The organism is Pseudomonas fluorescens (assembly GCF_902497775.2).
Classification (GTDB): Bacteria; Pseudomonadota; Gammaproteobacteria; order Pseudomonadales; family Pseudomonadaceae; genus Aquipseudomonas; species Aquipseudomonas putida_F.
In genome coordinates, this window is record NZ_OZ024668.1 from 5892198 (window position 1) to 5918595 (window position 26398).

Annotated in this window: 24 protein-coding genes and 1 tRNA gene; 6 read left to right on the plus strand and 19 right to left on the minus strand. The window is 61.4% G+C overall.

What is annotated here, in order from left to right; all coding sequences use genetic code 11:
• The first annotated feature begins 134 nt into the window (after positions 1-134).
• Positions 135-293: a YqaE/Pmp3 family membrane protein gene (locus F8N82_RS27120; RefSeq protein ID WP_003177654.1), complete on the plus strand. Its 159-nt coding sequence runs from the start codon at positions 135-137 to the stop codon at positions 291-293.
• A gap of 60 nt (positions 294-353) precedes the next feature.
• On the opposite strand, the gene F8N82_RS27125 is transcribed toward F8N82_RS27120, so the two are convergent.
• From F8N82_RS27125 to panB, 13 genes are all read right to left on the minus strand, one after another.
• The gene (locus F8N82_RS27125) at positions 354-2192 is read right to left on the minus strand and encodes a S9 family peptidase (protein WP_038998407.1); all 1839 of its coding nucleotides are present in this window, start codon (positions 2190-2192) and stop codon (positions 354-356) included.
• Positions 2158-3318: a pyrroloquinoline quinone biosynthesis protein PqqE gene (gene pqqE / locus F8N82_RS27130; RefSeq protein WP_038998409.1), complete on the minus strand. Its 1161-nt coding sequence runs from the start codon at positions 3316-3318 to the stop codon at positions 2158-2160. The genes F8N82_RS27125 and pqqE overlap by 35 nt, the downstream gene beginning before the upstream one ends.
• Entirely contained in the window at positions 3290-3565 is a 276-nt protein-coding gene (gene pqqD / locus F8N82_RS27135) for a pyrroloquinoline quinone biosynthesis peptide chaperone PqqD (protein ID WP_038998410.1), read from the minus strand. The genes pqqE and pqqD overlap by 29 nt, the downstream gene beginning before the upstream one ends.
• Entirely contained in the window at positions 3562-4317 is a 756-nt protein-coding gene (pqqC, locus tag F8N82_RS27140) for a pyrroloquinoline-quinone synthase PqqC (RefSeq protein WP_038998413.1), read from the minus strand. The genes pqqD and pqqC overlap by 4 nt, the downstream gene beginning before the upstream one ends.
• Before the next feature lie 8 nt (positions 4318-4325).
• On the minus strand, positions 4326-5237 hold the full coding sequence (pqqB, locus tag F8N82_RS27145) for a pyrroloquinoline quinone biosynthesis protein PqqB (RefSeq protein WP_038998414.1): 912 nt from the start codon (positions 5235-5237) through the stop codon (positions 4326-4328).
• 67 nt (positions 5238-5304) lie between these two features.
• Complete coding sequence (gene pqqA / locus F8N82_RS27150; protein WP_008365141.1) at positions 5305-5376, minus strand: pyrroloquinoline quinone precursor peptide PqqA; 72 nt, start codon at positions 5374-5376, stop codon at positions 5305-5307.
• Positions 5377-5544: 168 nt separating this feature from the next.
• The gene (gene pqqF / locus F8N82_RS27155) at positions 5545-7878 is read right to left on the minus strand and encodes a pyrroloquinoline quinone biosynthesis protein PqqF (protein WP_038998416.1); all 2334 of its coding nucleotides are present in this window, start codon (positions 7876-7878) and stop codon (positions 5545-5547) included.
• 38 nt (positions 7879-7916) lie between these two features.
• Positions 7917-8714, minus strand: a complete 798-nt coding sequence (locus tag F8N82_RS27160) for a carbon-nitrogen hydrolase family protein (RefSeq protein WP_038998417.1) — start codon at positions 8712-8714, stop codon at positions 7917-7919.
• A 13-nt stretch (positions 8715-8727) separates the two neighbouring features.
• Positions 8728-10410: a flavin monoamine oxidase family protein gene (locus tag F8N82_RS27165; RefSeq protein ID WP_038998418.1), complete on the minus strand. Its 1683-nt coding sequence runs from the start codon at positions 10408-10410 to the stop codon at positions 8728-8730.
• 159 nt (positions 10411-10569) lie between these two features.
• Positions 10570-10884: a helix-turn-helix domain-containing protein gene (locus F8N82_RS27170; protein ID WP_038998419.1), complete on the minus strand. Its 315-nt coding sequence runs from the start codon at positions 10882-10884 to the stop codon at positions 10570-10572.
• 1 nt (position 10885) lies between these two features.
• Entirely contained in the window at positions 10886-11170 is a 285-nt protein-coding gene (locus F8N82_RS27175) for a toxin (RefSeq protein ID WP_224793842.1), read from the minus strand.
• A gap of 172 nt (positions 11171-11342) precedes the next feature.
• A complete protein-coding gene (locus F8N82_RS27180) occupies positions 11343-11804 on the minus strand; it encodes an Lrp/AsnC family transcriptional regulator (protein WP_038998420.1) in 462 nt (153 codons plus the stop codon).
• A 92-nt stretch (positions 11805-11896) separates the two neighbouring features.
• Complete coding sequence (gene panB, locus F8N82_RS27185) at positions 11897-12715, minus strand: 3-methyl-2-oxobutanoate hydroxymethyltransferase (protein WP_038998421.1); 819 nt, start codon at positions 12713-12715, stop codon at positions 11897-11899.
• Positions 12716-12799: 84 nt separating this feature from the next.
• Between panB and F8N82_RS27190 the strand changes: the two genes are divergently transcribed.
• Positions 12800-13660 (plus strand): AraC family transcriptional regulator, encoded by an 861-nt coding sequence (locus tag F8N82_RS27190; protein ID WP_224793840.1) that lies wholly within the window; start codon positions 12800-12802, stop codon positions 13658-13660.
• Here the strand turns inward: F8N82_RS27190 and F8N82_RS27195 are convergent.
• Positions 13618-14373 carry a lipopolysaccharide biosynthesis protein gene (locus tag F8N82_RS27195; protein ID WP_318196223.1) on the minus strand — a complete coding sequence of 252 codons (756 nt, stop codon included), beginning with the start codon at positions 14371-14373 and terminating at the stop codon, positions 13618-13620. The two genes, F8N82_RS27190 and F8N82_RS27195, sit on opposite strands and share 43 nt — an antisense overlap.
• Before the next feature lie 270 nt (positions 14374-14643).
• On the opposite strand from F8N82_RS27195, the gene F8N82_RS27200 reads away from it, so the two are divergent.
• From F8N82_RS27200 to F8N82_RS27210, 3 genes are all read left to right on the plus strand, one after another.
• Positions 14644-15297: a hypothetical protein gene (locus tag F8N82_RS27200; protein WP_038998425.1), complete on the plus strand. Its 654-nt coding sequence runs from the start codon at positions 14644-14646 to the stop codon at positions 15295-15297.
• Between the two features lie 628 nt (positions 15298-15925).
• Positions 15926-16108 carry a type II toxin-antitoxin system HicA family toxin gene (locus F8N82_RS27205; RefSeq protein ID WP_080764869.1) on the plus strand — a complete coding sequence of 61 codons (183 nt, stop codon included), beginning with the start codon at positions 15926-15928 and terminating at the stop codon, positions 16106-16108.
• Positions 16109-16162: 54 nt separating this feature from the next.
• A complete protein-coding gene (locus tag F8N82_RS27210; protein WP_038998427.1) occupies positions 16163-16585 on the plus strand; it encodes a type II toxin-antitoxin system HicB family antitoxin in 423 nt (140 codons plus the stop codon).
• 211 nt (positions 16586-16796) lie between these two features.
• Here the strand turns inward: F8N82_RS27210 and F8N82_RS27215 are convergent.
• From F8N82_RS27215 to rpsU, 5 genes are all read right to left on the minus strand, one after another.
• Positions 16797-16873 (minus strand) — tRNA-Ile (locus tag F8N82_RS27215).
• A 13-nt stretch (positions 16874-16886) separates the two neighbouring features.
• Positions 16887-20630 carry an EAL domain-containing protein gene (locus tag F8N82_RS27220; protein WP_038998428.1) on the minus strand — a complete coding sequence of 1248 codons (3744 nt, stop codon included), beginning with the start codon at positions 20628-20630 and terminating at the stop codon, positions 16887-16889.
• Positions 20631-20758: 128 nt separating this feature from the next.
• Entirely contained in the window at positions 20759-22609 is a 1851-nt protein-coding gene (gene rpoD, locus F8N82_RS27225; protein WP_038998429.1) for an RNA polymerase sigma factor RpoD, read from the minus strand.
• 67 nt (positions 22610-22676) lie between these two features.
• The gene (dnaG, locus tag F8N82_RS27230; protein ID WP_038998430.1) at positions 22677-24647 is read right to left on the minus strand and encodes a DNA primase; all 1971 of its coding nucleotides are present in this window, start codon (positions 24645-24647) and stop codon (positions 22677-22679) included.
• A 304-nt stretch (positions 24648-24951) separates the two neighbouring features.
• Positions 24952-25167: a 30S ribosomal protein S21 gene (gene rpsU / locus F8N82_RS27235; protein ID WP_002551877.1), complete on the minus strand. Its 216-nt coding sequence runs from the start codon at positions 25165-25167 to the stop codon at positions 24952-24954.
• A gap of 201 nt (positions 25168-25368) precedes the next feature.
• Here rpsU and tsaD point away from each other — a divergent pair, with 201 nt between their 5' ends.
• Entirely contained in the window at positions 25369-26394 is a 1026-nt protein-coding gene (gene tsaD, locus F8N82_RS27240) for a tRNA (adenosine(37)-N6)-threonylcarbamoyltransferase complex transferase subunit TsaD (protein WP_038998431.1), read from the plus strand.
• Positions 26395-26398 lie beyond the last annotated feature (4 nt).

The window sequence follows — 26398 nt, forward strand, 5'->3', positions numbered from 1 at the left end:
CCGTCTCGCGTTCCTGCGCATCGCCCCGGGCCTGTTGTTTTTGGCTTGGGGCGTTTTTTTGTCTGCTGCGTGCAAGTGGAACCCTGGTGACGCGCTAGAGTCAGTTCTAGTACATCTTAGAAGGGAGCTGCCCAATGGACTTTATCCGCATCATCATCGCCATTCTCCTGCCGCCGCTTGGCGTGTTCCTGCAGGTTGGCTTCGGCGGCGCCTTCTGGCTGAACATCCTGCTGACGTTGCTGGGCTATATCCCGGGCATCGTGCATGCGGTGTATATCATCGCCAAGCGGTGAGGCTAATCGCGGGTCAAGCTCGCTCCCACAGTGGGAGCGGGCTTGACCCGCGATAGCGATCTAACTGCCCTCCAGCACTCGCCAATAGAACTTCCATTCCTCTTCCAGCGCATGCGCCAGGTTGCTCGCAGTACGAAAACCGTGACGCTCCGAAGGGTAGAAATGCCCTTCGGCGCGAATGCCGTTGGCCTTCAGCGCTTGCAGCATCGAACGGGTCTGCTCCGGCACCACCACGGCATCCAGCTCACCCTGGAAGAAGATCACCGGCACCTTGATGTTCGCGGCATGCAGCAGCGGGGTGCGTTGCTGGTAACGCTCGGCATCGGCCACCGGATCGCCAATCAGCCAGTCCAGATAATCCCCTTCGAACTTGTGCGTCGCCCGGGCCAGCGCCTGCGGATCACTGACGCCATACAGGCTGGCACCGGCGCGAAATACATCGTGGAACGCCAGGGCGCAGAGGGTGGTGTAGCCGCCGGCACTGCCGCCGCGGATAAACGCACGCTGCGGGTCGATCAACTGGCGCTCGGCCAGGTGCCTGACCACGGCACAGGCATCTTCGACGTCAATCTCGCCCCAGCGCAGGTGCAGGGCCTGGCGATAGTCGCGGCCATAGCCGCTGCTGCCACGGTAATTGAGGTCGGCCACGGCAAAACCGCGCTGGGTCCAGTACTGGATGCGCGGGTCGAGCACCGGGTAGCAGGCCGAGGTCGGGCCGCCATGGATGAACACCAGCAGCGGCGGCTGTGCCTCAGCGTTCATGGCCGGGTAGAAGAAACCATGGGCGATGCCGTCGCCGCTGGGGTAGCGCAGCGCTTGCGGGCGGCTGATGCGTTCGGCCGGCAGCGGTAAAGCACCGCCCGCCAATACCTGTACCTGGTGGTTCTGGCGGTTGATGGCGATGACGGCGGGTGGGCTGATGGCGGACGCGGCAATGGCATAGATGTGCTGCTCGTCCAGGTCGAGACAGCGAAAACGACTGTAGCCTGCGCTGTAGTCCTCTACCGAACCGTCGGCATTACAGATGCCCAGGCGGCTGAAGCCGTTTTCGAACCAACTGGCCAGGTAGCGTTGCTGGTCCACTGGCATCCAGGTGCTGGCGCCCAGCTGCCAGGGTGCGCCGGCATGATCGGCAGTGGCGGCCGGCAACGGCTTCCAGCCTGTGGCGGTTTCGCCCCAGGGCTGCCAATAGCCATTGCTATCGGACAGGCAATACAAGCGACCGGCGGCATCAAAGTGAGGCTGCTGCAGGGATTGTTGCGGGGCCTGTTCACCGGCGATGCAGCGCGGCGAACTCCACTGGCCATCAGCCTGGCGTTGGCAGCAGAGCAACCGGGTTGCGGTCCACGGCTGCTCCGGCCGGCTCCATTCGATCCAGGCCAAGCGCGAGCCGTCGTTGCTCAGGGTTGGCGCGGCATAAAAATCAGCGCCTTCGGCCAATACTGTGCGGCTGTCCTTGGCGATGGCCACCAGGCGATGCTCGACCGCCCCTGGGCCATGGCTTTCTTCGACCGCCAGCACGTGCCCGTTGGCCCAGCGCAGGTCGCCGTAACGGCGCTGGCCGTCGCTCAAGGGTTGCGGCTGCCCGCCGTCGAGGTCCTGGGAATAGAGCTGCTGGTCGGCCTCGTTGACGAACACCAGGCCATCGTCGCTCAGGCAAAAGCTGCCACCGCCGTATTCATAGACCCGGCTGCGCACACTGAAACCGTTGGGCGTCAGGCAACGGGCCTGGCCATCGCGCCAGTGCCAGATCCGGCAGGCGCCGTCGCTGGGGCGAAACTCGTTCCAGAACAGCCCCTGGGCGGCAACCCGAAGCTCGGCAAAATCGGTACCGGCGGCGACCGCCTGGGCGGCGCTGAAACGCTCAGCCGCGGACAATGACACGGGAGTTTCGCTCATTACGGAAGGTCAGCTCGTCGATGGTCTGGTGGGCGTGCTCGGCGTCTTCGCGAGCCTTGAGGATGATGCCGTGCTCGGCCGACTTGGCGCAAACCGGGTCGGCATTGCTGGCATCGCCAGTCAGCATGAAGGCCTGGCAGCGGCAGCCGCCGAAGTCTTTTTCTTTTTCGTCGCAGGAGCGGCACGGCTCGGGCATCCAGTCATAACCGCGAAAGCGGTTGAAGCCGAACGAGTCGTACCAGATGTGCTGCATGCTGTGCTCGCGGACATTGGGAAACTGCACCGGCAGTTGCCGGGCGCCGTGGCAGGGCAGGGCAGTACCGTCCGGGGTGACGGTGAGGAACACGCTGCCCCAGCCGTTCATGCAGGCCTTGGGGCGCTCTTCGTAATAGTCCGGGGTGACGAAGATCAGCTTGCACGGGTTGCCGGCGGCCTGCAGCTTGGCCCGGTATTCGTTGGTGATGCGCTCGGCGCGTTCAAGCTGGGCGCGAGTCGGCAGCAGGCCGACGCGGTTCAGGTGGGCCCAACCGTAGAACTGGCAAGTGGCCAGTTCGACGAAGTCGGCTTCGAGGGCAACGCACAGCTCGATGATGCGGTCGATCTTGTCGATGTTGTGTCGATGGGTGACGAAATTGAGCACCATCGGGTAGCCATGGGCTTTTACCGCCCGGGCCATTTCCAGCTTCTGCGCGAAGGCTTTTTTTGAACCGGCCAGCAAGTTATTCACCTGCTCGTCGCTGGCTTGGAAGCTGATCTGGATATGGTCCAGGCCAGCCTCTTTGAAGGCGGCGATCTTCTGCTCGGTCAGGCCGATGCCGGAGGTGATCAGGTTGGTGTAATAGCCCAGGCGCCGACCTTCGCCGATCAGCTCGGCAAGGTCCTGGCGCACCAGCGGCTCGCCGCCAGAGAAGCCCAGTTGCGCGGCGCCCATCTCCCGCGCCTCGGCCATCACCTTGAACCATTGCTCGGTGCTCAGCTCCTGGCCCTGGGCGGCGAAGTCCAGGGGGTTGGAGCAGTACGGGCACTGCAGCGGGCAACGGTAGGTCAGTTCGGCAAGCAGCCACAGCGGCAGGCCGACTTCAGGTTTTGCCGGCAGTTCAGGCAAGGGTGATCCAGTGTTCGGCACGGGCCACCTCCATGAATTGCTCGATGTCGTCACCGAGCTCAGGTACGTCGGGGAACTGGGTGTCGAGTTCGGCAATGATCGCCGCGACATCGCGCTGGCCGTCGATCAGCCCGCCGATCAGCGCGGCACTCTCGTTGAGCTTGATCATCCCTTCCGGATACAGCAGCACATGAGCCTTTTGTGCCGGCTCGTACTGGAAGCGATAACCCGGGCGCCATGCCGGGACTTGCGTGCGATCGAAACTCATAAGGCGATTCCTTTGTGCCAGACCCTTTCGCTGGTGACACTGTGATACGGCGGGCGGTTCAGTTCGTAAGCCATGCTCATGGCATCGAGCATGCTCCAGAGAATGTCCAGCTTGAACTGCAGGATCTCCAGCATGCGCTGCTGGCCTTCAACTGTAGTGTAGTGCTGCAGGGTGATCGCCAGCCCATGCTCGACGTCACGCCGGGCCTGGCCCAAACGGGTGCGGAAGTACTCGTAGCCAGCCGGGTCGATCCACGGGTAGTGCTGCGGCCAGCTGTCCAGCCGCGACTGGTGGATCTGCGGGGCGAACAGCTCGGTCAGCGAGCTGCTGGCCGCCTCCTGCCAACTGGCGCGGCGGGCGAAATTGACATAGGCATCCACGGCAAAGCGCACGCCGGGCAGCACCAGTTCCTGGGAGCGCAGTTGGTCTGGGTCGAGGCCGACCGCCTGGCCCAGGCGCAGCCAGGCTTCGATGCCGCCGTCTTCGCCGGGGGCGCCGTCATGGTCGAGCAGGCGCTGAATCCACTCGCGACGGATCTCGCGATCCGGGCAGTTGGCCAGGATCGCGGCATCCTTCATCGGGATGTTGACCTGGTAGTAGAAACGGTTGGCGACCCAGCCCTGGATCTGCTCGCGGCTCGCCCGGCCTTCATACATCGCCACATGGTAGGGGTGATGGATGTGGTAATAGGCGCCCTTGGCGCGCAGGGCCTGCTCGAATTCGGCGGGGGACAGCGGTTTGGCGTCGCTCATGTCGGCTCCTAGAGGGTGATGCTCATGCCGTCGAAGGCGACTTCGACGCCGCGGCGTGCGCATTCGGCGCGTTCGGCCGAATCCTCATCGAGAATCGGGTTGGTGTTGTTGATGTGGATAAGCACCTTGTGCTGACGCGGGAAGCCTTCCAGCACCTCGAGCATGCCGCCCGGGCCATTCTGCGCCAGGTGGCCCATCTCGCGGCCGGTGCGGGTGCCGACACCACGGCGCTGCATTTCATCATCCTCCCACAGGGTGCCGTCGACCAGCAGGCAGTCGGCGTCGGCCATCATCTGTAGCAGTTTGTCGTCGACCTGGCCCAGGCCCGGGGCGTAGAACAGTTTGCCGCCGGTGCGCAGGTCCTCGACCATCAGCCCGAGGTTGTCGCCCGGGTGTGGGTCGAAGCGGTGTGCAGAGTAGGGCGGTGCGGCGCTGCGCAGTGGGAATGGGGTGAAGCGCAGGTTCGGGCAGGCGTCGATGACGAAGCTGCCTTCGAGTTCGATGCGGTTCCATTGCAGGCCGCCGTTCCAGTGGCTGAGCATGGTGAACAGCGGGAAGCCGGTGCTCAGGTCCTGATGGACCATGTCAGTGCACCAGACCTGGTGCGGGCAGCCTTCGCGCAGGCTGAGCAGGCCGGTGGTGTGGTCGATCTGGCTGTCGAGCAGGACGATGGCATTGATGCCGGTGTCGCGCAGGGCGCGGGCCGGTTGCATCGGGGCAAAGCTTTGCAACTGCGCGCGGATGTCCGGCGAGGCGTTGCACAGAACCCAGTGGATACCGTCGTCAGACAAGGCAATCGATGACTGGGTACGCGCCGTGGCGCGCAAGCTGCCGTCGCGGAAGCCTTTGCAGTTTGCGCAGTTGCAGTTCCACTGCGGGAACCCGCCGCCGGCGGCGGAACCTAGAATCTGGATGTACATGGCCACTCCTGCCGCGTCCTGAAATAAAAACGCCCCGGCGGGCCGAGGCGTTGTACCGCAAGCAGGTTCAGCGGCTTGCGAAATACATGGTCACTTCAAAGCCGATACGCAGGTCAGTGTAAGCAGGTTTGGTCCACATGGGATTACTCCTTCCGGATAGGTCTGGGGTTTGCCAGCTACTTATTTAGTCCACCCTCCAGATGAGGGGTTCCCATAGCCGAGATTGCGCTATCTTACTAAAAAAATACGGACCGAATGGTTAAATCTAAGATAAACGTCGTTACAGGGAGGGTAAAAATCGCCCGCGTCAGTGCCAGGTTTCGCTGGGGCGCGGACCGTTGGCCAGGCACAGCCAGCCGTGTTCGGCCTGGCTTGTCTGGCGGGCCAGGTGCTGTAGCTGTGGCGTGTCGACGGCCAGGATCGCCGCTTGCAGATCGCTCAGCAGCGGCTGCCGATGGCCGGCCAGATGCGCCTGCCAGGCCCATTCGGCAACGTCATTGTTGGTCATGGCCTGTTCGTCGAACTGTGCGGCGAGGGCCTGCTTGTCCGCGGTGTTGCAGCTCAGCGTGGCGGGCAGGGCATCGAGTACTGTGTGGATGTGCCTGACGATCTCGGCGTGGCTGGCCGACGGCGACTGCACGCCGAGTAGCAGGCCATTGCAGCCCTCGATCTGACGGAAGGCGCTGAACACCGCATAGCCCAGATTCAGCTCGACTCGCAGCCGTTGATAGAAGGGCCCTTGCAACTGCTGGGCAAGGAGCCGGCCAGTGGCTTGGTCTTCGACCGGGCAAAACAGCAACAGTGCGTGTTCGCTGGCCACCGGCGGTAGTGTTTGCCAGCGCCGCACAGCTTCGATTCTGGCGGGTAGATGCCTGCCGGCGCGCCCGGGCACCTTGCCCAAGGCCTGGTTCAATGCCGATTGCTCGGCGGCACTGAAGCCGGTCGAGAGTCCATTCCATATTGAATACTTCCACAGCGCATCAAGATCGCTCTGGCTGATGGTGCAGGCCGGCAGCGGTTCGTCGATGCGGCCCAGCACCTGCTCTGCAAGCTGCCTGAGCAGGGCACGGATGGGCATAGCGTCGTTCTGCTCGGCAGCGCCGGGTGTCCAGCTTTGGCTGGCGGGGAGCCGCAGTATCGCCAACGCCTGTTCGACAACCGCGACCACCACTGCGCCGTTACCGGCGCAGCGTAGCTGCCAGTACTTGTCGCAGGCGCTGAACTGCACTTGCACGCCGGCCTGGGCTGCCTGTTCGCGCAGGGTTTGCAGGGCCCGATCAAGCACTTGCCAGAGACGTTCGCGCAAGGCTGAGGTCAGCTGCCAACGCAGGTAGATAACGCCATGCTGGCATACCGGCGGCAGCAGGGGCGACAGGGTCAGGCCTTGGGGAACGGCGGTTGGTGCAACGGCTTGAAGCTCGACGTTCAGCAGTGGATTCGCGGCGGGCAGCCGCCAAGGTTCACCGGGCGTTTGTGTCTGGCCATCGAGCATTCTCGCGAGTAGCAGCCCGAGCGCTGTGAGCCCTTGCTTGTCCAGTGCCGCGAAGGGTTGCCCGGCGCTGTCCCGGCGTGCCAGTTCCAGTGCGCTGGCGCGTTGTTCGCGGCATTGCTGCAAGCGAGCGTATTGCTGATTGATGCGGCTCACGTCAGCCGCTCGGAAGAACGCCAGCCAGTCGCTCAGCAATGCCTGGACCTGCTCGGCCTGAGCCGCATCCTTGAGTGTCAGGCCCGCATGCAGCAGGGTCTGGCCGGCAAAGCTGTAGAGCGATGAAAACTCCAATTGCGCTAGCCAATTGCGCTCACGCAAGGTTGCCGGCAACCCGCCAGGGCGAGCGTCGCTCAGCCAGGTCGCGAGAAAGTCGATGGCCTGCTCAACGCCTGGGGGCAGTTGGTCACATGGGTACAGCACATCCAGTTGCCGCTCGCTGCACATCAGCAAAGGCGCCCGGCTGTGGAAGCTCGGTGGCAGCGACTGCTGCACTTTTGTCCCGCTATTGAACACTTGGCCGAATCGACACGCCAGCGCCTGCAGTTCGTCGAGGCTTTGCGGCCCGCTCAGGCTCAAGGTGATCTGCCCGGCCTGATAGAAGCGCTGATGAAAATCCCTTAATGCCGCCTGGAACGCCGGGCTTTGAACCTGCAGGCTGTAACGGTTGCCAGCCTGAAAAGCGCTCAACGGATGTTCGCTGCCAGCAGCCTGAAGCAAGGCAAACTGCCGCTGCGCTTGTGGATTGCGTGACCAGGCAATGAACTCGGCATGGATCACTTCCCGCTCGCGCACTTGCCGTTCAAGGTCGAACTGCGGGTGCGCAAGCATCTGGCAAAGACGCTCCAGGCTACCGGCAAAGGCCGCTGGCGGCACTTCGAAGAAGAACTCGGTATTGCGTTCACGGGTACTGGCATTCACCTGGCCGCCGTAGTGCTGCACGTAGCGCATCAGGCCGTCTTCCAGCGCGAAACGTTGATTGCCAAGAAAGAACAGATGTTCGAGAAAGTGCGCCAACCCCGGCCACGCCCGTGGCGCGTCATGGCTGCCGGCCTGTACCCGCACTGCCGCTGCGCAGCGTTTTAGCTGCGGCGCATGGCGCAGGGTCACCTGCAGGCCATTGGCGAGGGTCAGGATGTGAAGGGCGCTGGGCATGACGGCTCCGGATACAGGCGAACCGTCATGCTAGCGGATTATTGCCGCGGCGTGCTGTAGAGCTCGGGGCGCAGGTCGTGCAGGTAAGGGTTGTTGGCCCGCCCTTGCTGCACCCGCTGCAGGTCCAGGTCGGCGCTCAGCAGCGCCGTGTCACGACCGGCCATGGCCAGGATGCTGCCGTCCGGGCCGACGATACTGCTTTGCCCGCAGTAGTGGATTTCGTCTTCGCTGCCGCAGTAGTTGGCGTACGCCAGGTAGCACTGGTTCTCGTAGGCGCGGGCGCGCACGGTGACCTGGGCAATGAAGTCGAAGGGCACCATGTTCGCCGTCGGCACCAGGATCAGCTCGGCACCGGCCAGGGCCAGGCGCCGGGCGTTTTCCGGGAACTCGATGTCGTAGCAGATCAGAAATCCAAGGCGCCAGCCGTTGAGCTCGACCACCGGGAAGTGATCCGGCCCCGGGCTGAACATCGCCCGGTCCAGGCCACCGAACAGGTGGGTCTTGCGGTAGTTGCACAGGCTGCTGCCATGGGCGTCGATCAACTGCACGCTGTTGAAGATCTGACCGTCGTCCGCCAGCTCCGGGTAGCCGTAGGCAATGGCGATGCGATTGCTTTGGGCGATCTCCACCACGGCCATGGCCGACGGGCCGTCTTCGGCTTCGGCCAGGCGTGCGACGGCTTCGCTGCCGATGTTGTAACCGCTCAGGAACATCTCCGGGCACACCAGCAGCTCGGCACCGCGGGCAGCGGCCAGTTGCGCCTGCTGGTGCAGGCGCTCGAGGTTGCCGGGGATGTCCAGCGGTTGCGGTTCGCCTTGGAACAGGGCGATGCGCATGGCAATTCTCCCGTCAGTCGGCCAGGGCGATGGGGCCGATCTCATTGAATACATCGCCCGGGCCTGGGTTGTCCGGGTGGGTCTGCCCACCGAAGTGATTCATGATACCCCACACCGCATTGAGCGAAGTCTGCACCGCGCCTTCGACCCAGGCCGGGGTCCACGACACATCGTCACCGGCGATGAAGATGCCGCGTTGCTCGGCTGGCAGGTCCTGCTGCATGAAGTGCGCGTACATGCGCTGGTTGTAGCGGTAATGGCCAGGCAGGGCGCCCTTGAAGGCACCGAGGAAGTGCGGATCGGCCTCCCACGACACGGTAATCGGGTCGCCGATGATGTGCCCGGCGATATCGACTTTCGGGTAGATCTTCTTCAGAGCATCGAGGGCCAGCTTGACGCGCTTTTCCACCGGGTGCGGGAGCATTTTCAGCGCATCGCTCATCCACGAGTAAGACAGGCAGATCACCCCCGGCTTGTCGTCGCCGTTGTCGAACAGGTAGGTGCCGCGGGTCAGGCGGTCGGTCAGGGTCATGCTCATCAGGTCGCGACCGGTTTGCGGGTCCTTGTCCTTCCAGAACGGCCGATCGACCATGACGAAGGTCTTCGACGACTGCATGTAACGGGTACGGTCCAGGGCCATCCACATCTTCTGCGAGAACAGCGATTCCTCGCACTCGATCTGGGTGGTCAGCAGCCAGCTTTGGCAGGTGGTCAGCACGGCGGCGTAGTGGCGGGTGTCGCCCCAGTTGTCGGTCACCGCCAGGCGCCCGTCGCTATCGCGGGCAATGCTTTTCACCCCGGGGCGAGGCGCGCCGCGGTGCAACGCGCTCAGGCTGGTGCCGGCCGGCCAGTGTGCGCAGCGCTCCGGGACATGACGCCAGATGCCCAGCGGTACCTGCTCGACGCCGCCGACCACCAGGTGCTGGTGATCGTCGCAGTTGGTCATTACCACGCGGAAGATTTCCAGCATCGAGTTGGGGAAGTCCGAGTCCCAGCCACCGGTGCCGAAACCGACCTGGCCGAATACTTCGCGGTGCAGGAAGCTGAGCTTGGCAAAAGCTTTGGAAGTGGCGACGAAGTCATAGAAGGTGCGGTCGTCCCACAACGGTACCAGGGTGTTCCACAGCTCTTTGAGGCGCGGCACATCGCGGTCGCGGATAGCCTGCTGGATATCGCCGAAGCGGGCGCCGTCTTCGAGAGCATCGGCCCAGGCATCGGCCACTTCCTGGAACAGCTTGGGCAAGTCGGAGAGTTTTTCCGCGTAGTGGGTCTGGCCTTCCAGGTCGATTACCGTGCTGCCCGAGGCGGGGGTCAGCGGGTTGGGGAAGGGCTTGGTTTCAAGGCCGAGCTTGTCCACATAGTGGTAGAACGCCGTCGACGACACCGGAAAGCGCATGCCACCCAGTTCGGCGATGATCCCATCGGTGCCTTCGAAGGCTTGCGAGCGTAGGCGCCCGCCCATTTTCGAGGCTTCGTACACCACAGGCTTGAGGCCCAGCTTCATCAACTCGTAGGCGGCCACCAGCCCAGCGATACCGGCGCCGACAATCGCCACTTCTTCGCCATGGCGTTCAGCCGGAATACTGCCCAGACCAGCCGGGTGCTCGATCCAGTCGTCAAAGGCAAAGGGGAAATCCGGGCCGAAAATGGTGATGGGTTTCTTGCCGTCGGCGGGGTGGCGATTGTTCTTGTTCATAAGTGACCTTGCCAGGCGCTGCGCGGGGTGCGGAGCTTGAGTATAGAAAAACACTGGCGGTCATTTTAGGGGGTGGGGGTTACGTAATTAAGATGCAGAGTGTCGTCGTTATGATTAGAAATAGGTCATTTTGACGCTAGTAATTAGCGAATTGACGAATCACGTCAAAGCGGCCAGGTGTTCGACCGTCTCAGGGAATTTTTCTACCAGGCGGATCAGCGTCATTGCCTGGGCATTGGGGCGGGCCCTGCCTTGTTCCCAGTTTTCCAGGGTGCGGGCATTGGTGCGCAGATACATGGCGAACACCGCGCGCGACATGTTCAGGCGTTCGCGAATAGCCACCAGCTCTTCGGCCGACACCTCCATCAGCTCGGCGAGTTGTACTTTGTGCGAGCGCAGGGTCAGCTTGCTTTGACGCTCCTGGGCAAGGGCATCGAAGCCTTCGTTCAGTTCGGAAAAAATATCGCGTTTCATTTTATGTCCTCGCTTCGATTTCCAGATCGAGCATCTGTTTGAGCGACTGGCGTTGCACAGGGCTCAGATCGTCCTGCTGATCCTTGCCATACAAGGTGAGCAGCCAGAACTGCTGGCCATTGTTCCACCAGTAGTAGATGACTCGAATACCGCCACGTTTGCCCTTGTGCCGCAGACCATCGGCGAAGCGGATCTTGCGCAGGCCACCGGTCCCCTGGATGACTGAGCCAGCCTGGGGGTTGAGCAGCAATATCAACTGCAAACTCCTTAGTGCCTCGTCATCCAGTTATTCACGGCGATAGCGCGCAAAGGCCGGCAGTTCGACGAAAAGTGCTTCCATGCTCTGTACGTTATCTGCGTATAGTTTGTGGTCATCAGGCTTTGCCGTCAAGCGACGGGCCTGTAACCAGCCTATACGTGCAGCCGTGAGGCCGCCGGGGGGATGATTGCCTGGCGTGTCAAACCGGCTGCCCGCGATCCACCTTGCTGCTGAGAATGATCGAGGTGGTGGTTTTCTCCACGCCTTCAACGCTGCCGATCTGATCGAGCAACTGGTCCAGTTGCTCGGGCGAATCACTGCGCAGCCAAGCGACGTAATCGAATTCGCCGCTGACCGCGCACAATTGCTGGACCTGGCCCATGGCGCTCAGGCGCCGTACCACGTCCTTGCCCGAACGCGGCTGCACCTTGATGCCGACATAAGCCTGCAGGCCGCCATCGATCAAGCGCTGGCCCAGGCGCACGCCATAGCCGCTGATGACCTTGGTCTTCTCCAGGCGGGCCAGGCGCGAGGTTACCGTGGTGCGCGCGATACCCAGTTGCCGGGCAAGCGTGGCGACGCTTTCACGGGCGTTGATCTGCAGCAGCGAGATCAACTGGCGATCGATTTCGTCGAGGGCAACGGGGCGGCTGTCGGACATGGGCACTCTCTGGCAAGAGCCGCATTTCACGGCTCATGGAATAAGCGCGATAGCCTATCCATTGCCCTGACCCTTGGGCAAGACGTCTGTGCTCAGCGCGGCTTGAAGCAGTGCTCGGCTTGGGGGAAGCTGCCGTCACGCACCTCTCGAGCATAGGCGGCCAGGGCGTGGGCGATCTGCGGCTGAAGGTCGGCAAAGCGTTTGACGAAGCGCGGCTGATATTCGCCGAACAAACCAAGCAGGTCCTCGGTGACCAGTACCTGACCATCACAGGCTGGCGAAGCACCGATACCGATGGTGGGGATTGCCAACTCTTCGCTCAAGCGCCGCGCCAGGGGTTCGGCGATGCCTTCGAGCACGACCGAAAAGGCGCCGGCGGCCTGCATGGCCAGGGCATCCCGGCGCACTTTGGCGGCACTTTGATCGTCGCGGCCCTGGGCTTTGAAACCGCCCAGGCAATTGACCTGCTGCGGCATCAGCCCGACATGGGCCATGACCGGAATCCCACGGCGAGTGAGGAATTCCACGGTCTCGGCCATCTCTTCACCGCCTTCAAGCTTGACGCCTTGGGCAGCGGTTTCGCGCAGCAGTCGGGCGGCACTGAGGAATGCCTGTTCAGGTGAAGCTTGATAACTGCCAAATGGCAGGTCGATGACCACGCAGGCGCGTTCGGACCCACGCATTACCGCCTGGCCGTGGGCAATCATCATCTCCAGGGTAACGCCGAGGGTGCTGGGCATACCGTAGAGGACCATGCCCAGCGAGTCGCCGACGATGATCACATCGGCCTCGGCATCGACCCAGCGCGCCATTGGCATGCTGTAGGCGGTCAGCACGACCAGGTTGCCAGCGCCTTTGCGCTGCTGGATGGCGGGCACGCTCAAGCGGTTTACACGTACATGGCTGCTCATCGGTGTCTCCTTGGGTTGTTCAACGAAGCCGGGCGCAGGCTACCATCGGCCTTTGTCGGCTCACTTGAGCAAAGGAGACAGGTAATGCCGCCAACGAGACAAACCAGTGAAGTGCCGCCGCTGCCGGACTTTCAGCAACTGCCAGACCCTGTCTATCGGCGCATGTTTGCCATTCCGGCGGGCCATCGGGTGCAGATGCACAGCCATCCCTGGGTGCAGTTCACCTATGCCAGTGCCGGGATCATGCAGGTGCTGACCGAACAACACAGCTACCTGTTGCCGCCGCAATGTGCGTTATGGATACCGGCAGGCATCGAGCACACCGCCTATAGCGACCAGGCCATCGAGTTTCGCGGGCTGTACCTGGACGACTCGCTGCTCAATGGTTATCAGCGTCCTTGTGGTGTGCTGCAAGTCACGCCGTTGGTACGCGAACTGATCGACAAGGCCAGTCGTTTTGCCCCGGAGTATCCTGCACAAGGGGCACAGGCGCGGCTCTTACAAGTGTTGGTCGATGAGTTGCGCGAGCTGCCCGAAGCGCCATTCGGCCTGCCGCTGCCCAGCGACCCGCGCTTGCGGCGAATCACTGAAGCCTTGCAAGCCAATCCTGCGGACAACCGCAGTGTTGAAGATTGGGCTCGGCTTGTAGGGGCTTCACGGCGCACCTTGGTGCGGCTGTTTCAGGCACAGACGCAGCTATCGTTCCGCGAATGGCGTCAGCGCCTGCGCTTGCTCGCGGCATTACCGATGTTGGCCCAGGGTATGAGCGTGACGACCCTCTCCAATGAGTTGGGCTATGACTCGGTGTCGGCGTTCATTGCACTGTTTCAACGCCATTACGGGGTAACACCCGGTATATACGGTGCGCGGCTTTGCGCACCGAATCAGCTGCCTTGGGATAATCAGCCGCGAACCATGGCAGTTACTTCCTCCAGCGACTTGTAGGCGATGAGGTTGCGCGGAATGCGCGACGTGGCAGAGAGGTTATAGACAGCAAAGTCCTTGCTTATCACCGAGTCGGCGACCAGTTGGAAAGACGGCAGGATACGTGATTCAAAATGCTGATCCAGGCCACAAGGGGAAGCTGTCGTGCCGGGGCTTTCGTAGAATCGGCCTAGGTTCTGGTCGAGATCGACGCCGACCAGGAACACCCTGTTGAAACCAGCATGATAGGCAATCTGCAAGGCCAGGTACGCCACCGTGCGGGCATCAAAAAAACCATGCTGCAGATTCTTGCTGAACCCCAGGGATTTCCTGCGACAGCCGAGAAAGGAGCGATTGCGCACCAGGTCCTGGTTATTGCGCGAAAGAAAATCGGTCAACTTTGGCTTGGGAGCTTTCTTTAGAAAGTACAGCTCGGCTTCGGTGGCAACGTGCGCTCCGGCAAAGTGATCTTGCCAGAGTGCGACCCGCTCGCTGCGCAGCATTGCCTGGGCAAATAGCTCGGGTTGCTGAACCGAGAAGTCGCGGTCGGTACAGGCATAGAAAAACGGTTTGATGGGCGTATCGAGAAACATCGAAATCGCGCCGTTCATAGTGATCATCGGAACGTCACTGAAAGCCTCCAGCGGGAACCCCGCTGCTGATCTGCCAGAGGCGACAATAAATACCGGACCTGAGCGGATGTTCCGGCATTTCTCGAAATTGCTGACGCTCAAGGGGTGTTCATGGGGACGTGTTACTGCAGTGGCGCCCATAGGTCAGGTCCTTACACATCTGGCATCAACGAAAGCCGCATGCTGTCGACTTGTAAATTATTGTTAAAAAGTTGACCTGCCAGGCCGGGCCAAGGTTCCTGCGAATGTGCAAGAAGAGGCTTAATCTCGCCGTCAGATAGTGGCTTTGTGCTCATGCTTTGAAGTCAGTAAACTCCCCAGCTTTTCAGGCGCGGCCAGACGTGAGTGGGTTGCCCGTTCAAGGGAACCGTTTTGAGCAAGATCAAGTTCGACGTAGATGCCGTTTATTGCATTTCCATCAAAGAGCGAAACGACCGGCGCGAGTTGTTCCGGCAGACCGTTGGCAGCCTGATCCAGAATCAGGTGATCTTTCACGTTGTCGAGCGTAGTGATGATCCGGTCCGGGGCTGTTATGAGTCCCACCAGGCCTTGGCACGCCAGGCATTGGCAGAAGGCTTGCAGCGCGTGCTGATCTTCGAGGATGACGTACAGGCCTATGCACTGAAGGCGGCGCCTATCCGTTGGGTCAACCGCTTCATCCGCACGCGTAATTTCCAAGCGCTGCACCTGGGGTACAGCATGGGCAGAACCTGGCTGACCTGGTTCCCCTACATTGCCCGTGGCCGGGTGGTGGCGCTGCATGCTTACATTTTGTCGCCTGCAGGCTGCCGGATCCTGGCGGAAACGCCGTACGACGGCACGCCGGTGGATGTGCTGTTCAAGCAGCGGATCAAACAGCACTGCGTGTTCCCCATGCTATTCCGCCAGCATGCGGCGTCAGCGACGGGCAGCGATATCGAAACGCTGGTCAGGAATGAAGACGAGTTCTGGCAACGCAACTGGGACAAGCATCGCATTTCGCCGCTGAAGAACTTCTGGCGTACGCTGTTTCGAGTGCGTTTCTGAGGTAACGGGCTAGAGTGGTGAAGGTACCGGCGGCAAGGATGTCGCTGCGCTTTTAATACTCAGGGTTCGAGATGAATGACCATAAGACCTTTCGCACGCTTCAGTCATTGAAGCGCGCATTGCTGGGCGCTTTGGCAGCGCTCAGCTTCGTTTTGATACCGCTTGTGTGGGTGCCGCTGATTGTCGGTGACTGGTTGCTGGACAAGCTCAGGCGTCGCAGATGAAACCTGCCTTTGTTCCCAGACATAAAAAACCGCGCACTGCGCGGTTTTTTGTTTGGTGGGCCCCAGAGTGCAATGCCCCTCGGCCCCACAGGGCCCACAGCAGGCCTGGGCGCGGCCCCGATTGCATCGCCCCGGAGCTTTGCACTTTTTCGCGACGCAAAGCGCGTCGGCGGGAGGGGGATCTTCTTCGTAGTTGAGGCCGTGTTTCCCGATGACTAGCGCACCCTGGATAGTGTGTACCTGGTGGTGCCTGATCAACGGATCGAAGGGAAGGGGACCTATGTCGGTCAGGGGCGGTTCGTCTGTACCAGGATGAATTAATTAGTGTGTATCGTGTGTATATATTTGTTGCCCGGACCTGTAGTCGTGTGTAATGTACACACGAAATGGCGCGAAGCGGCAGCATGCGAAGTAGAGAAATAATCGCGCTACTTGAGGAGGATGGATGGCAAGAGGTAGGTGTGAGAGGTAGTCACCACCACTTCAAGCATCCAACCAAACCCGGCAGGGTGACGGTCCCACATCCCAAGAGCGATATACCAAAAGGGACGTTGAACAACATACTGAAAACCGCTGGCCTCAAGTGAGGCCTGCAAGTTTGCACGCCCCTCCTTGAGGAAGGGTTGAGAACAGGAGCGCTCATGAAATTTCCAGTCGTCATTCATAAAGACCCAGATTCAGACTACGGCGTGACGGTGCCGGATGTCGCGGGCTGCTTTTCTTCAGGTGCAACCGTTGACGAAGCGCTGGACAACGTCCAGGAGGCTTTGGCCCTGCACTTCGAATCACTAGTTGCCGATGAAGAGCCATTGCCTCAAAGCCAAGCTATCGATGCTCATTTGAGCAATCCCGATTATGCGGGTGGCGTGTGGGCCGTCGTTGATTTCGATGTGACCCCATACCTGGGCAAGTCGGTACGGTTCAATGCGTCTCTGCCGGAGTTTCTGCTGCAGCGCATCGACAACTATGTGAAGAATCATCCAGAACAGAAAAGCCGTTCGGGCTTCTTGGCGTCTGCAGCGCTGCGCGTGCTGCAAGAAGCATCCCCCGACATCAGAGCGTGAACAACAAACCCGCCGGACTGGCGGGTTTGTTGTTGCTGGACTAAAGCGTTATCGGTTTGAGCTGTCCCTCCAGTGTACCGGCCTTTGCCCCCGCACTGGCAATGGCACCTGTGGACGCTTTGTGGGCACATGAAGCCGAGAGATGACCTAACTGAAGTGAAAACAGCAGTGTCAGAAACGACAAAAGCCGCGCAGTGCGCGGCTTTGAAGATGGTGGGCCCAGCAGGACTCGAACCTGCGACCAAGGGATTATGAGTCCCCTGCTCTAACCAACTGAGCTATAGGCCCCAGTGGACGCGGATTATAACGAGGGATTCCAGGCTGTGCCATCCGAAAGATCTGAAAGAGCTATGCGAAGGAAGGTCTTGGCGAATTCTTCAGCCGGCAGCGGCAGGCTGACGATGTAGCCCTGGATCTGTTCGCAACCTTCGGCGGCGAGGAACTGCTGCTGGGCCTGGCTTTCCACCCCTTCGGCAATGATGGTCAGTTGCATGCTGCGGCCCAGGGCGATGATGGCGCGGGCAATCGCCGCGTCGTGGGGATCGTCCGGCAGGCCGCGGATGAACGACTGGTCGATCTTGAGGATGTCCAGCGGCAGGCGCTTGAGGTAGCTAAGCGACGAGTAGCCGGTGCCGAAGTCGTCGATCGCCAATTGCACACCCAGGTGCTTGAGCTGATGAAGAATGGCCAGGGCCTCTTCAGCCTGGCTCATGATGAAGTTCTCGGTGATTTCCAACTGCAGGTCGCCAGCCTTGAGCTGGTGGGTCTTGAGCAGCTGTTCGATGCGCTTGACCAGGCTTGGCTGGCGCAGCTGGGCGCCGGCCAGGTTGACCGATAGCGGGCCGAATGCCAGGTAGCTGCGCTTCCAGTCCTGCATTTGCCGGCAGGCCTGCTCCAGCACCCAGTCACCCAGTTGCAGGATCATGCCGTTCTCTTCAGCCAGCGGTATGAAGTGCTCTGGCGGGACGTCGCCGAACCCAGGGTGGGTCCAGCGGATCAGTGCCTCGGCGCCGACCAGGCTCTGGGTCTTGAGGCTGAACTTGGGTTGGTAGCACAGGCTCAGTTCATTGCGTTCGATGGCCCGGCGCAGTTCGTGCTCCAGGGCAATGCGTTCGCTGGCCTGCGCAGTCAGGTCGCGGGTGTAGGACTCAACCCGGTTGCGTCCCTTGGCCTTGGATCGGTACATGGCCGCATCGGCGTTGCGAATCAGCGAGGCGACGTCGGTGCCGTCTTGTGGATAAAGACTGGTGCCGATGCTGGCGCTGGTGAAGAACTCATGTTCGCCGGCCTGGAACGGCGCACCGAAGCAGGCCAGCAGCTTGTGTGCGATGTGCTCGGCATCACTTGGCTGGTGCAGGCCGGGCAGCAGGATGATGAACTCGTCGCCGCCCAGGCGCGCGACCGTGTCGATGTCACGCACTTGCTCCTTGAGCCGTTGGGCAATGCCTTTGAGCAACAGGTCGCCGACCGGATGGCCGAGGCTGTCGTTGATGTGCTTGAAGCGATCAAGGTCGAGAAACAGCACCGCGCCTTGACGCTTCGAGGCCTGGGCACAGTTGAGCGCGGCCTGCAGGCGGCTTTCGAACAGGGTGCGGTTGGGCAGGCCGGTGAGCGGGTCGTGATGGGCCTGATAGTCGAGCTTGGCCTGGGCATGCTTGAGGCTGGAGATGTCGGCGAACACGGCAACAAAGTGCGTAATGACCCGCTCGCTGTTGCGCACGGCGCTGATGGTCAGCCAGCTGGGATAAATTTCGCCGTTCTTGCGCCGGTTGTGGATTTCGCCCTGCCAATGGCCTTCGGCAGTCAGTTGGTGCCACATGGCCACATAGAAGGCGCTGTCGTGCTGGCCGGAGGCGAGCAGCCGCGGAGTCTGGCCCAGGGCTTCAAATTCGCTGTAGCCGGTGATCTCGCTGAAGGCGCGGTTGACCGCACTGATGCGCTGGTCGGTGTCGGTGATCAACACGCCTTCGGCGGTGTTCTCGAATACCGTGGCAGCCAGTTGCAGCTTTTCTTGCATCAGGTGGCGTTCGGTGATGTCGCGGGCGATGGTCAGCATGCAATCGACGCCGGCAATCGGCAGCGGCCTGGCCGATAGTTCGCAAAGGCGGATCTGGCCGTCGCTGCGGCGGATATGACAACTGAAGTCGCGCACAAAGCCGTCGCGCTGAATCATCTCCAGCAGCCGGCGACGCTCGTTGAGGTCAACCCAGATGCCCAGGTCCAGCGATGTGTGGTCCAGCGACATGTGGGTGTCGTAGCCGGTCAGGCGGCAGAAGCCTTCGTTCACTTCGATCAGCAGGCCGTCGCTCTGGCGCGATAGCAGCAAGCCGTCAGGGGAGGCATGGAACGCCTTGGCGAACTTCTCTTCGGAGGTTTGCAGTTGCTCCTGGGTTTCTTTCAGCTGGCTGATGTCGCGCACTGCCACCACCAACGCCGGGGTGCTGTCGAGCTGGAAGGTCTCGGCCGAGGTCAGGCCGGTGAACAACTGGCCGTTGCTGCGCCGGAACATCATCTCCAGGTTGCGGATACTGCCTGACTGCAAGCGCTTGAGCAGGTCAGGGCCGACGCCGTCGATCCCCCAGATATTCAGCTCGGTCGCCGTGCGGCCCAGAACTTGCGCCGGGCTCAGGCCGATCTGCTCTTCAAAGGCTTCGTTGACCTCCAGCAGGCAGCCGTCGCTCATTCGGGCGATGACCAGGATGTCCGGACATTGCTGGAACACCGAGGCGAACTTCTGTTCCGACAGGCGCAGGGCTTCTTCGGCGTTCTTGGTTTCGCTGATGTCGATCATCAGCCCGCGCATCACCGGTTTGCGTCCGTGCTCGATGAGGCTGACGATATCGCGCACCCAGAGGCTGCGGCCATCGGCACGGATGACCCGGTAATCGAGGCTGTGATCGCGCCCGGCGGCGGTTTCGCTGTCGCAGTAGGCCTGGGCCCAGAGCGCGTCGTCAGGGTGAATGATGCTGCGCCAGAAGCCTGGGCGCAGCCACTGGTTCAAGGGATAGCCAAGCAGGTCTTCGGCGTGGGGCGAGACGTAGCTGTAGGTGAAGTCGTTGGCATCGGCTTCCCAGGCAATGGCTGAAAGGCTTTCGATCAGGCCGCGGTAGTGGTACTCGCTGCTGCGCAGTTCCTGTTCCAGGGCGATACGCCGGGAAATCTCCGAGCTCAGGCGCCGGTTGACGCGGATCACGGCCGCCAGAATGGCGATCATCAGCAGCAGGGCGGGCAGGCCGTAGATCAGCAGGTCGTACCAGAGCGTGCGGTGATCGAGCACCTTGCCGACCCAACGCTCCTGGATATTGCTGATTTCGCTGGGGCTCATGTCGGCCATGACCTTGTCGAGAATCCCGACCAGGATCTTCTGTTCCCGTGGCACAGCCATGGCCAACTGATAGCGGTAGGGCGTTTCGCCGCTGACGTACAGGCCGTCAAGCTTGAGCTGGCGCAGGCTCCAGATGCTCGAGGCGAGGTCGCCGACTACCGCATCGACCTCGTCGGTAGCCAGGGCCTGCAGGGCTGAACTGACGTTGGGCAGGGCCACCAGGTTGAGGTCCGGGTGGTGAGTGCGCAGCAGCTCATGGGGGGCGTAGTTTTCCACCACGGCGATTTTCAGGCCGTACAGGTCCTTGATAGTGCGCGGTTGCGGGCCGCCTTCATGGGCCAGGATGACAATCGGGAAATCCAGGTACGGGCGGGTAAAGGCCAGAAAACTCTGGCGTTCGGGGGTCGACATGATGCCGGGCAGCAGGTCGAGTTTGTTCTTGCGCGCCTGCTCGAGTACGGCGGTCCAGCTGATCGGTTCGATCGGCTTGAACTGCACACCCAGGCGTTCCTGGATAAGGGCAATGTAGTCGGCGGCCAATCCCTGGTAGCGACCGTCCTGGTCCCGGTATTCAAAAGGTGGCCAGGATGCATCGACGCCCAGGCGCAGCTGCGGATGTGCGCTGAGCCAGGCTTGTTCTTCTTCAGTCAGGGTCAGGGCGCCGGCCGTTGCACTCCAGACGAGCAGGAGAGCCAACAGAAGGGCCGGCATTCGGGGCATAACGGCCTCGTCACACAGGTGGATTGATTCGAGTGTAGACGGGCATTCAAGCGGCGGGGTAGTGGGCAAAGGCTGAAAAGCGCCGTTCGCCGGAAAAGAAAAACCCCGGCCTGGGCCGGGGTTTGTCATCACTCGTCGAGGAAGGAGCGCAGATGCTCGCTTCGCGTCGGGTGGCGCAGCTTGCGCAGCGCCTTGGCTTCAATCTGACGGATCCGCTCACGGGTCACGTCGAACTGTTTACCGACCTCTTCGAGGGTGTGATCGGTGTTCATGTCGATACCGAAACGCATGCGCAGCACCTTGGCTTCGCGTGCGGTCAGACCAGAGAGCACGTCACGGGTCGCTTCCTTGAGGCTCTCGACCGTGGCCACATCGATTGGCGACTGCATGGTCGAGTCTTCGATGAAGTCACCCAGATGCGAATCTTCGTCGTCACCGATCGGGGTTTCCATGGAGATCGGCTCTTTGGCGATCTTCAATACCTTGCGGATCTTGTCCTCAGGCATTTCCATGCGTTCACCCAGCTCTTCCGGGGTCGGTTCACGACCCATTTCCTGCAACATCTGTCGGGAAATACGGTTGAGCTTGTTGATCGTCTCGATCATGTGCACCGGAATACGGATGGTGCGGGCCTGGTCGGCGATCGAACGGGTGATCGCCTGGCGAATCCACCAGGTGGCATAGGTCGAGAACTTGTAACCACGACGGTATTCGAACTTGTCCACCGCCTTCATCAGGCCGATGTTGCCTTCCTGGATCAGGTCGAGGAACTGCAGGCCGCGGTTGGTGTACTTCTTGGCGATCGAGATAACCAGACGCAGGTTGGCCTCGACCATTTCCTTCTTGGCACGACGAGCCTTGGCTTCACCGATCGACATGCGACGGTTGATGTCCTTGATCTCGGCGATGGTCAGGCCGGTTTCGCTTTCGAGGTCGATCAGCTTCTGCTGGCAGGCCACGATGGCGTCGCTTTTTTCACCCAGGGCCGTAGCCCATTTGGTGCTGCGCTTGGCCAGGTCGCTGGCCCAGGTCTGGTCGATTTCGTTGCTCGGGAACAGGCGCAGGAAGTCGGCACGTGGCATGCGCGCGTCACGGACGCACAGTTGCATGATGGCGCGTTCTTGCTGACGCAGGCGATCCAGGGCGCTACGAACGCGCTCAACCAGGGCTTCGAACTGCTTCGGTACCAGCTTGATCGGCATGAACAGCTCAGCCAGATCGAGCATCGCCTTGAGGCTGTCCTTGTGGCTGCGACCGTTCTTTTTCAGCACCTTGAGGGTAGCGTTGAGCTGATCCTGGACAGCACCGAAGCGCTGTTGCGCGACGACCGGGTCCGGACCGCTTTCGACTTCTTCCTCTTCGTCGCTGCTTTCTTCCTTCTCTTCCTCGTCGTCGTCAGCATCAGCCTTGGCTGGGGCTTTCGGATCGACCGGCGGTGGCACCTCGGCCGGCGGCGCAATGCCGTCGTCCGGGTCGATGTAACCGCTGAGGACGTCGGACAGGCGGCCGCCTTCGGTGGTGACGCGATCGTATTCGGAGAGGATGTGCTCGACAGTACCCGGGAAGTGGGCAATAGCACCCATGACTTCACGAATACCTTCTTCGATCCGCTTGGCGATTTCGATTTCGCCTTCGCGGGTCAGAAGCTCGACGGTACCCATTTCACGCATGTACATGCGCACTGGGTCAGTCGTACGACCAATATCGGTTTCCACAGCCGCCAACGCTGCGGCGGCTTCTTCAGCTGCGGCTTCGTCGGTGTCGGCTTCGGCCAACAAAAGGGCATCCGCATCCGGAGCACTCTCGAATACGTTGATCCCCATGTCGTTGATCATGCGGATGATGTCTTCCACCTGCTCCGGATCTGAAATATCCTCTGGCAGGTGGTCGTTGACCTCCGCGTAAGTCAGGTAGCCCTGCTCACGACCGCGGGTGATCAACTCTTTGATGCGAGACTGCTGTTGCGCTTTTCCGGACATAACACCCTATCCACTGAAGGTCTTGGCGGGCAAAAAACAAGCCGAGGATTATACCCGAGCTAGGACCTCACGCGCCAGTTGAGGTCGGGGTTTGTGCGGGAACATTCCGGCTTAACAGGTCACGCAGCTGATTTTTTTCCTCTGCGCTCAAGTCACTTTGACGTGCTTTCCTGAGCAGATGTTCCAGGCTGCGCTCGCGTTGGCGAGCGGACAAGCTAGTTATAGTGTCGAAAAACTGTTGTTCAAGGTTATCGGCATCGATCAGCCATTCCTTTTCTGCCAATGCCCTGAGCAGACGGCCCTGTTCGGTGCCGTGCCAGCGGGCGATCAGCTGTAGTGAGCGTAGTTCAGGATTCTTCTGCAATGCCTCGAGCAGGGCCACCAGCAGTTGGGCGTAGACATGTTCTTCGGCCGCCAGTTGGCTGGCATCCTCGACCTTTTTCGCCAGTTGCGGGTGATGCAACAGGGTGCGCAGAGCGCTCAAGGTCGGCGGTTCTACCGAGGTCGGTACCCGTGGTGGCGCATCCTGGCGCTGGCCATTGCGCTCCCAGGGCTTGCCCTTCTTGTCCCAGGGCTTGCCTTCCCACTTTTTCTTGCCACCTTTGTTCGGCGTCCACTGCTGTTGCGGCGGCGCATACTCGGGCTGGTGAAAATCGCCGTAATCCGGCGTGTAGTCGGGAATGGCGTCGTAATCGATGCCCGGGTCGTAACTGGGTGGGGCTTCAGCCGGCGCACTGTGCGCCAGTTGTTCGACCTGCTGGTTGTCCAGCCCGGTGATTTCCTTGAGGCGATTGCGCATCAGCGCGCGCAGGTTGGCCCCGGGTACTTTTTCGATCAACGGTGCCGCGAGGGTGGCCATGTGCGCCTTGCCCTCGAGCGAGCGCGGGTCGGCTTCCTCGGTCAGTTGCTGGAAAAAGTAATCGGCCAGCGGCTGCGCATGCTGGTTGATACGGGCGCGGAAGGCGTCGGTGCCTTCGGCGCGTACCAGGGTGTCCGGGTCTTCGCCTTCGGGTAGAAACAGAAAGCGCGCCTTGCGTCCGTCCTGCAGGCTCGAAAGCGCTGCTTCCAGGGCGCGCCAGGCAGCGTTGCGGCCGGCCTGGTCGCCGTCGAAACAGAACAGCACGCTGGGTACTACGCGAAACAGGCGCTTGAGGTGCTCTTCGCTGGTGGCCGTGCCCAGGGTTGCCACCGCGTTGCGCAGGCCTTGCTGCGCGAGGGCGATGACGTCCATGTAGCCTTCGACCACGATGATTTCATCGAGGTTGCGGTTGAATTTGCGCGCCTCATACAGCCCGTACAGCTCCTGGCCCTTGTGGAACACCGGGGTTTCCGGAGAGTTCAGGTATTTGGGCTTGTCGTCGCCCAGTACCCGGCCACCGAAGGCGATCACCCGGCCGCGGCTGTCGCGGATCGGGAACATCACCCGGTCGCGGAAGCGGTCGTAGCGCTTGCCGGATTCGGCGTTCTCGATCAGCAGGCCGGCATCGATCATGGCCTTTTGCTGCAGGGTATCGCTGCTCAAGTGTTTGAACAGGTTGTCCCAGCCAGGCGGGGCAAAGCCCAGGCCGAAGTCACGGGCGATCTCGCCGGACAGGCCACGGCCCTTGAGGTAGTCGACCGCTGATTTGCGGGTCGGGTGGCTGCGCAGCGCCTGGCGATAAAACTCGGCGGCAGCTTCAAGCAGCGGGTACAGCGGTGAATCGACCGGTTGCCGGGGCTTGTGGCCGCGCCCGCTTTCTTCGCGGGGGATCTCCATGCCGGCGGCCTTGGCCAGTTCCTCGACGGCCTGGGGGAAATCCAGGTTGTCGTGGTCCATGATGAAGCCAAGGGCGTTGCCGCCCGCGCCGCAACCAAAGCAGTAATAGAACTGCTTGTCGGGGCTGACGCTGAAGGACGGGGTCTTTTCCTTGTGGAACGGGCAGCAGGCCGTGAGGTTCTTGCCAGCTTTTTTCAGCTGCACGCGCGAACTCACCACATCGACGATGTCGGTACGGTTAAGCAGGTCGTCGATAAAACTTTGGGGAATCAGCCCGGCCATGGCACTCTCATCATCAGGCGATAAGCAAGTGTAATCGCTAATGCGGCGGGAACGGCTGCGCGTTCGAGCGATGTCGAATGGCGTAACACAAAATACGGAAAGACGTGCTCGTCTGCAGCCGGTGAGGGCTCGTCAGGAAGGACGTGCACAGCTGGCGTTGAGGCCAGTTCTGACGATTCAGGCAGGTTGTCCATGCTGCAGAGCAACAGGACGCCTTGGGCCCGAAGGCCAAAGGATCAAGCAACAACTGCCGGCAGCCCGGCTGTAGGCCGGGCGAGGCAGAAGCTTGCGACGGACGTCTGTATTAGTACAGACGAACGGCGCGGCGCTGTTCGCGCTGAACTTTCTTGGCGTGACGTTTAACAGCGGCTGCTGCTTTGCGCTTACGCTCAGAAGTCGGCTTCTCGTAAAATTCGCGGCTACGAACTTCAGCCAGAACACCGGCTTTTTCGCAGGAGCGCTTGAAACGACGCAGAGCTACGTCGAAGGGTTCATTCTCTTTAACTTTGACGGCTGGCATCCAGAGCTACCTTCATTCATTACCGGGGTCAACGAACTCGTGGCAAAAATGTGCGCTGGAGAACGTCGGTTTTTAAGGGTTGCGGATGTTAACCCTTAGCCGACCGGAATGCAAAGCCTCTGATCGAAAACCGCTGGTCGGCGTCGGGAGCGGGGACTATCATGCGCGCCTTCGAATTCAGCCTCAACAAGGCACGGACCCATGCTAGTACTGGGATTGGAAACATCCTGCGACGAAACCGGCGTCGCATTATACGACAGTGAACGCGGCCTTTTGGCCGATGCATTGTTCAGTCAGATCGACCTGCACCGCGTCTATGGCGGGGTAGTGCCGGAGCTGGCCTCGCGTGATCACGTCAAGCGCATGCTGCCGTTGATCCGCCAGGTGCTGGCCGAAGCCGACTGCGTTGCCACCGAGATCGACGCCATTGCCTACACCGCAGGTCCTGGCCTGGTTGGCGCCCTGCTGGTGGGCGCTTCCTGCGCCCAGGCCCTGGCCTTTGCCTGGGGTATCCCGGCTCTGGGCGTGCATCACATGGAGGGACACCTGCTGGCGCCGATGCTCGAAGAGCAGCCGCCGGAATTCCCGTTCGTCGCCTTGCTGGTGTCGGGCGGGCACACCCAGCTGGTGCGGGTCGACGGCATCGGCCAATACGAACTGCTCGGCGAGACGCTCGACGACGCCGCTGGCGAAGCGTTCGACAAGACCGCCAAGCTGATCGGCCTGCCTTACCCGGGCGGCCCGGAGATTGCCCGCCTGGCGACTCAGGGCGTGCCGGGGCGCTTTGTCTTCCCGCGGCCGATGACCGATCGCCCGGGGCTGGATTTCAGTTTCAGCGGCCTGAAAACCTTCGCCCTCAACACCTGGCAGCAGTGCCAGAGTGCTGGAGACGACGGCGAGCAAACTCGTTGCGACGTGTCGCTGGCCTTCCAGCAGGCGGTGGTGGAGACTTTGACCATCAAGTGCAAGCGGGCCCTTAAGCAAACCGGCCTCAAGCGCCTGGTGATTGCAGGCGGCGTCAGCGCCAACAAGGCCTTGCGCGCTTCGCTGGAAGACATGCTGGCCGGCATCAAGGGCAATGTGTACTACGCCCGGCCGCAGTTTTGCACCGATAACGGCGCCATGATTGCCTATGCCGGCTGCCAGCGTCTGGCCGCCGGGCAGCAGGAGAGCCTGGCAATCAGCGTGCAGGCGCGCTGGCCGATGGAGCAGCTGGCGCCACTGTGAAACT

Bases quoted from the DNA above. Each gene is read 5' to 3' on its own strand.
- pqqC (WP_038998413.1), bottom strand. From the start codon at position 4,317: ATGAGCGACGCCAAACCGCTGTCCCCCGCCGAATTCGAGCAGGCCCTG.
- rpoD (WP_038998429.1), bottom strand. From the start codon at position 22,609: ATGTCCGGAAAAGCGCAACAGCAGTCTCGCATCAAAGAGTTGATCACC.
- dnaG (WP_038998430.1), bottom strand. From the start codon at position 24,647: ATGGCCGGGCTGATTCCCCAAAGTTTTATCGACGACCTGCTTAACCGT.
- F8N82_RS27220 (WP_038998428.1), bottom strand. From the start codon at position 20,630: ATGCCCCGAATGCCGGCCCTTCTGTTGGCTCTCCTGCTCGTCTGGAGT.
- F8N82_RS27170 (WP_038998419.1), bottom strand. From the start codon at position 10,884: ATGAAACGCGATATTTTTTCCGAACTGAACGAAGGCTTCGATGCCCTT.
- F8N82_RS27190 (WP_224793840.1), top strand. From the start codon at position 12,800: ATGCCGCCAACGAGACAAACCAGTGAAGTGCCGCCGCTGCCGGACTTT.
- F8N82_RS27205 (WP_080764869.1), top strand. From the start codon at position 15,926: ATGCGAAGTAGAGAAATAATCGCGCTACTTGAGGAGGATGGATGGCAA.
- pqqD (WP_038998410.1), bottom strand. From the start codon at position 3,565: ATGAGTTTCGATCGCACGCAAGTCCCGGCATGGCGCCCGGGTTATCGC.
- F8N82_RS27210 (WP_038998427.1), top strand. From the start codon at position 16,163: ATGAAATTTCCAGTCGTCATTCATAAAGACCCAGATTCAGACTACGGC.
- F8N82_RS27160 (WP_038998417.1), bottom strand. From the start codon at position 8,714: ATGCGCATCGCCCTGTTCCAAGGCGAACCGCAACCGCTGGACATCCCC.
- F8N82_RS27165 (WP_038998418.1), bottom strand. From the start codon at position 10,410: ATGAACAAGAACAATCGCCACCCCGCCGACGGCAAGAAACCCATCACC.
- rpsU (WP_002551877.1), bottom strand. From the start codon at position 25,167: ATGCCAGCCGTCAAAGTTAAAGAGAATGAACCCTTCGACGTAGCTCTG.
- F8N82_RS27180 (WP_038998420.1), bottom strand. From the start codon at position 11,804: ATGTCCGACAGCCGCCCCGTTGCCCTCGACGAAATCGATCGCCAGTTG.
- panB (WP_038998421.1), bottom strand. From the start codon at position 12,715: ATGAGCAGCCATGTACGTGTAAACCGCTTGAGCGTGCCCGCCATCCAG.
- tsaD (WP_038998431.1), top strand. From the start codon at position 25,369: ATGCTAGTACTGGGATTGGAAACATCCTGCGACGAAACCGGCGTCGCA.
- F8N82_RS27120 (WP_003177654.1), top strand. From the start codon at position 135: ATGGACTTTATCCGCATCATCATCGCCATTCTCCTGCCGCCGCTTGGC.
- pqqF (WP_038998416.1), bottom strand. From the start codon at position 7,878: ATGCCCAGCGCCCTTCACATCCTGACCCTCGCCAATGGCCTGCAGGTG.
- pqqB (WP_038998414.1), bottom strand. From the start codon at position 5,237: ATGTACATCCAGATTCTAGGTTCCGCCGCCGGCGGCGGGTTCCCGCAG.
- F8N82_RS27125 (WP_038998407.1), bottom strand. From the start codon at position 2,192: ATGAGCGAAACTCCCGTGTCATTGTCCGCGGCTGAGCGTTTCAGCGCC.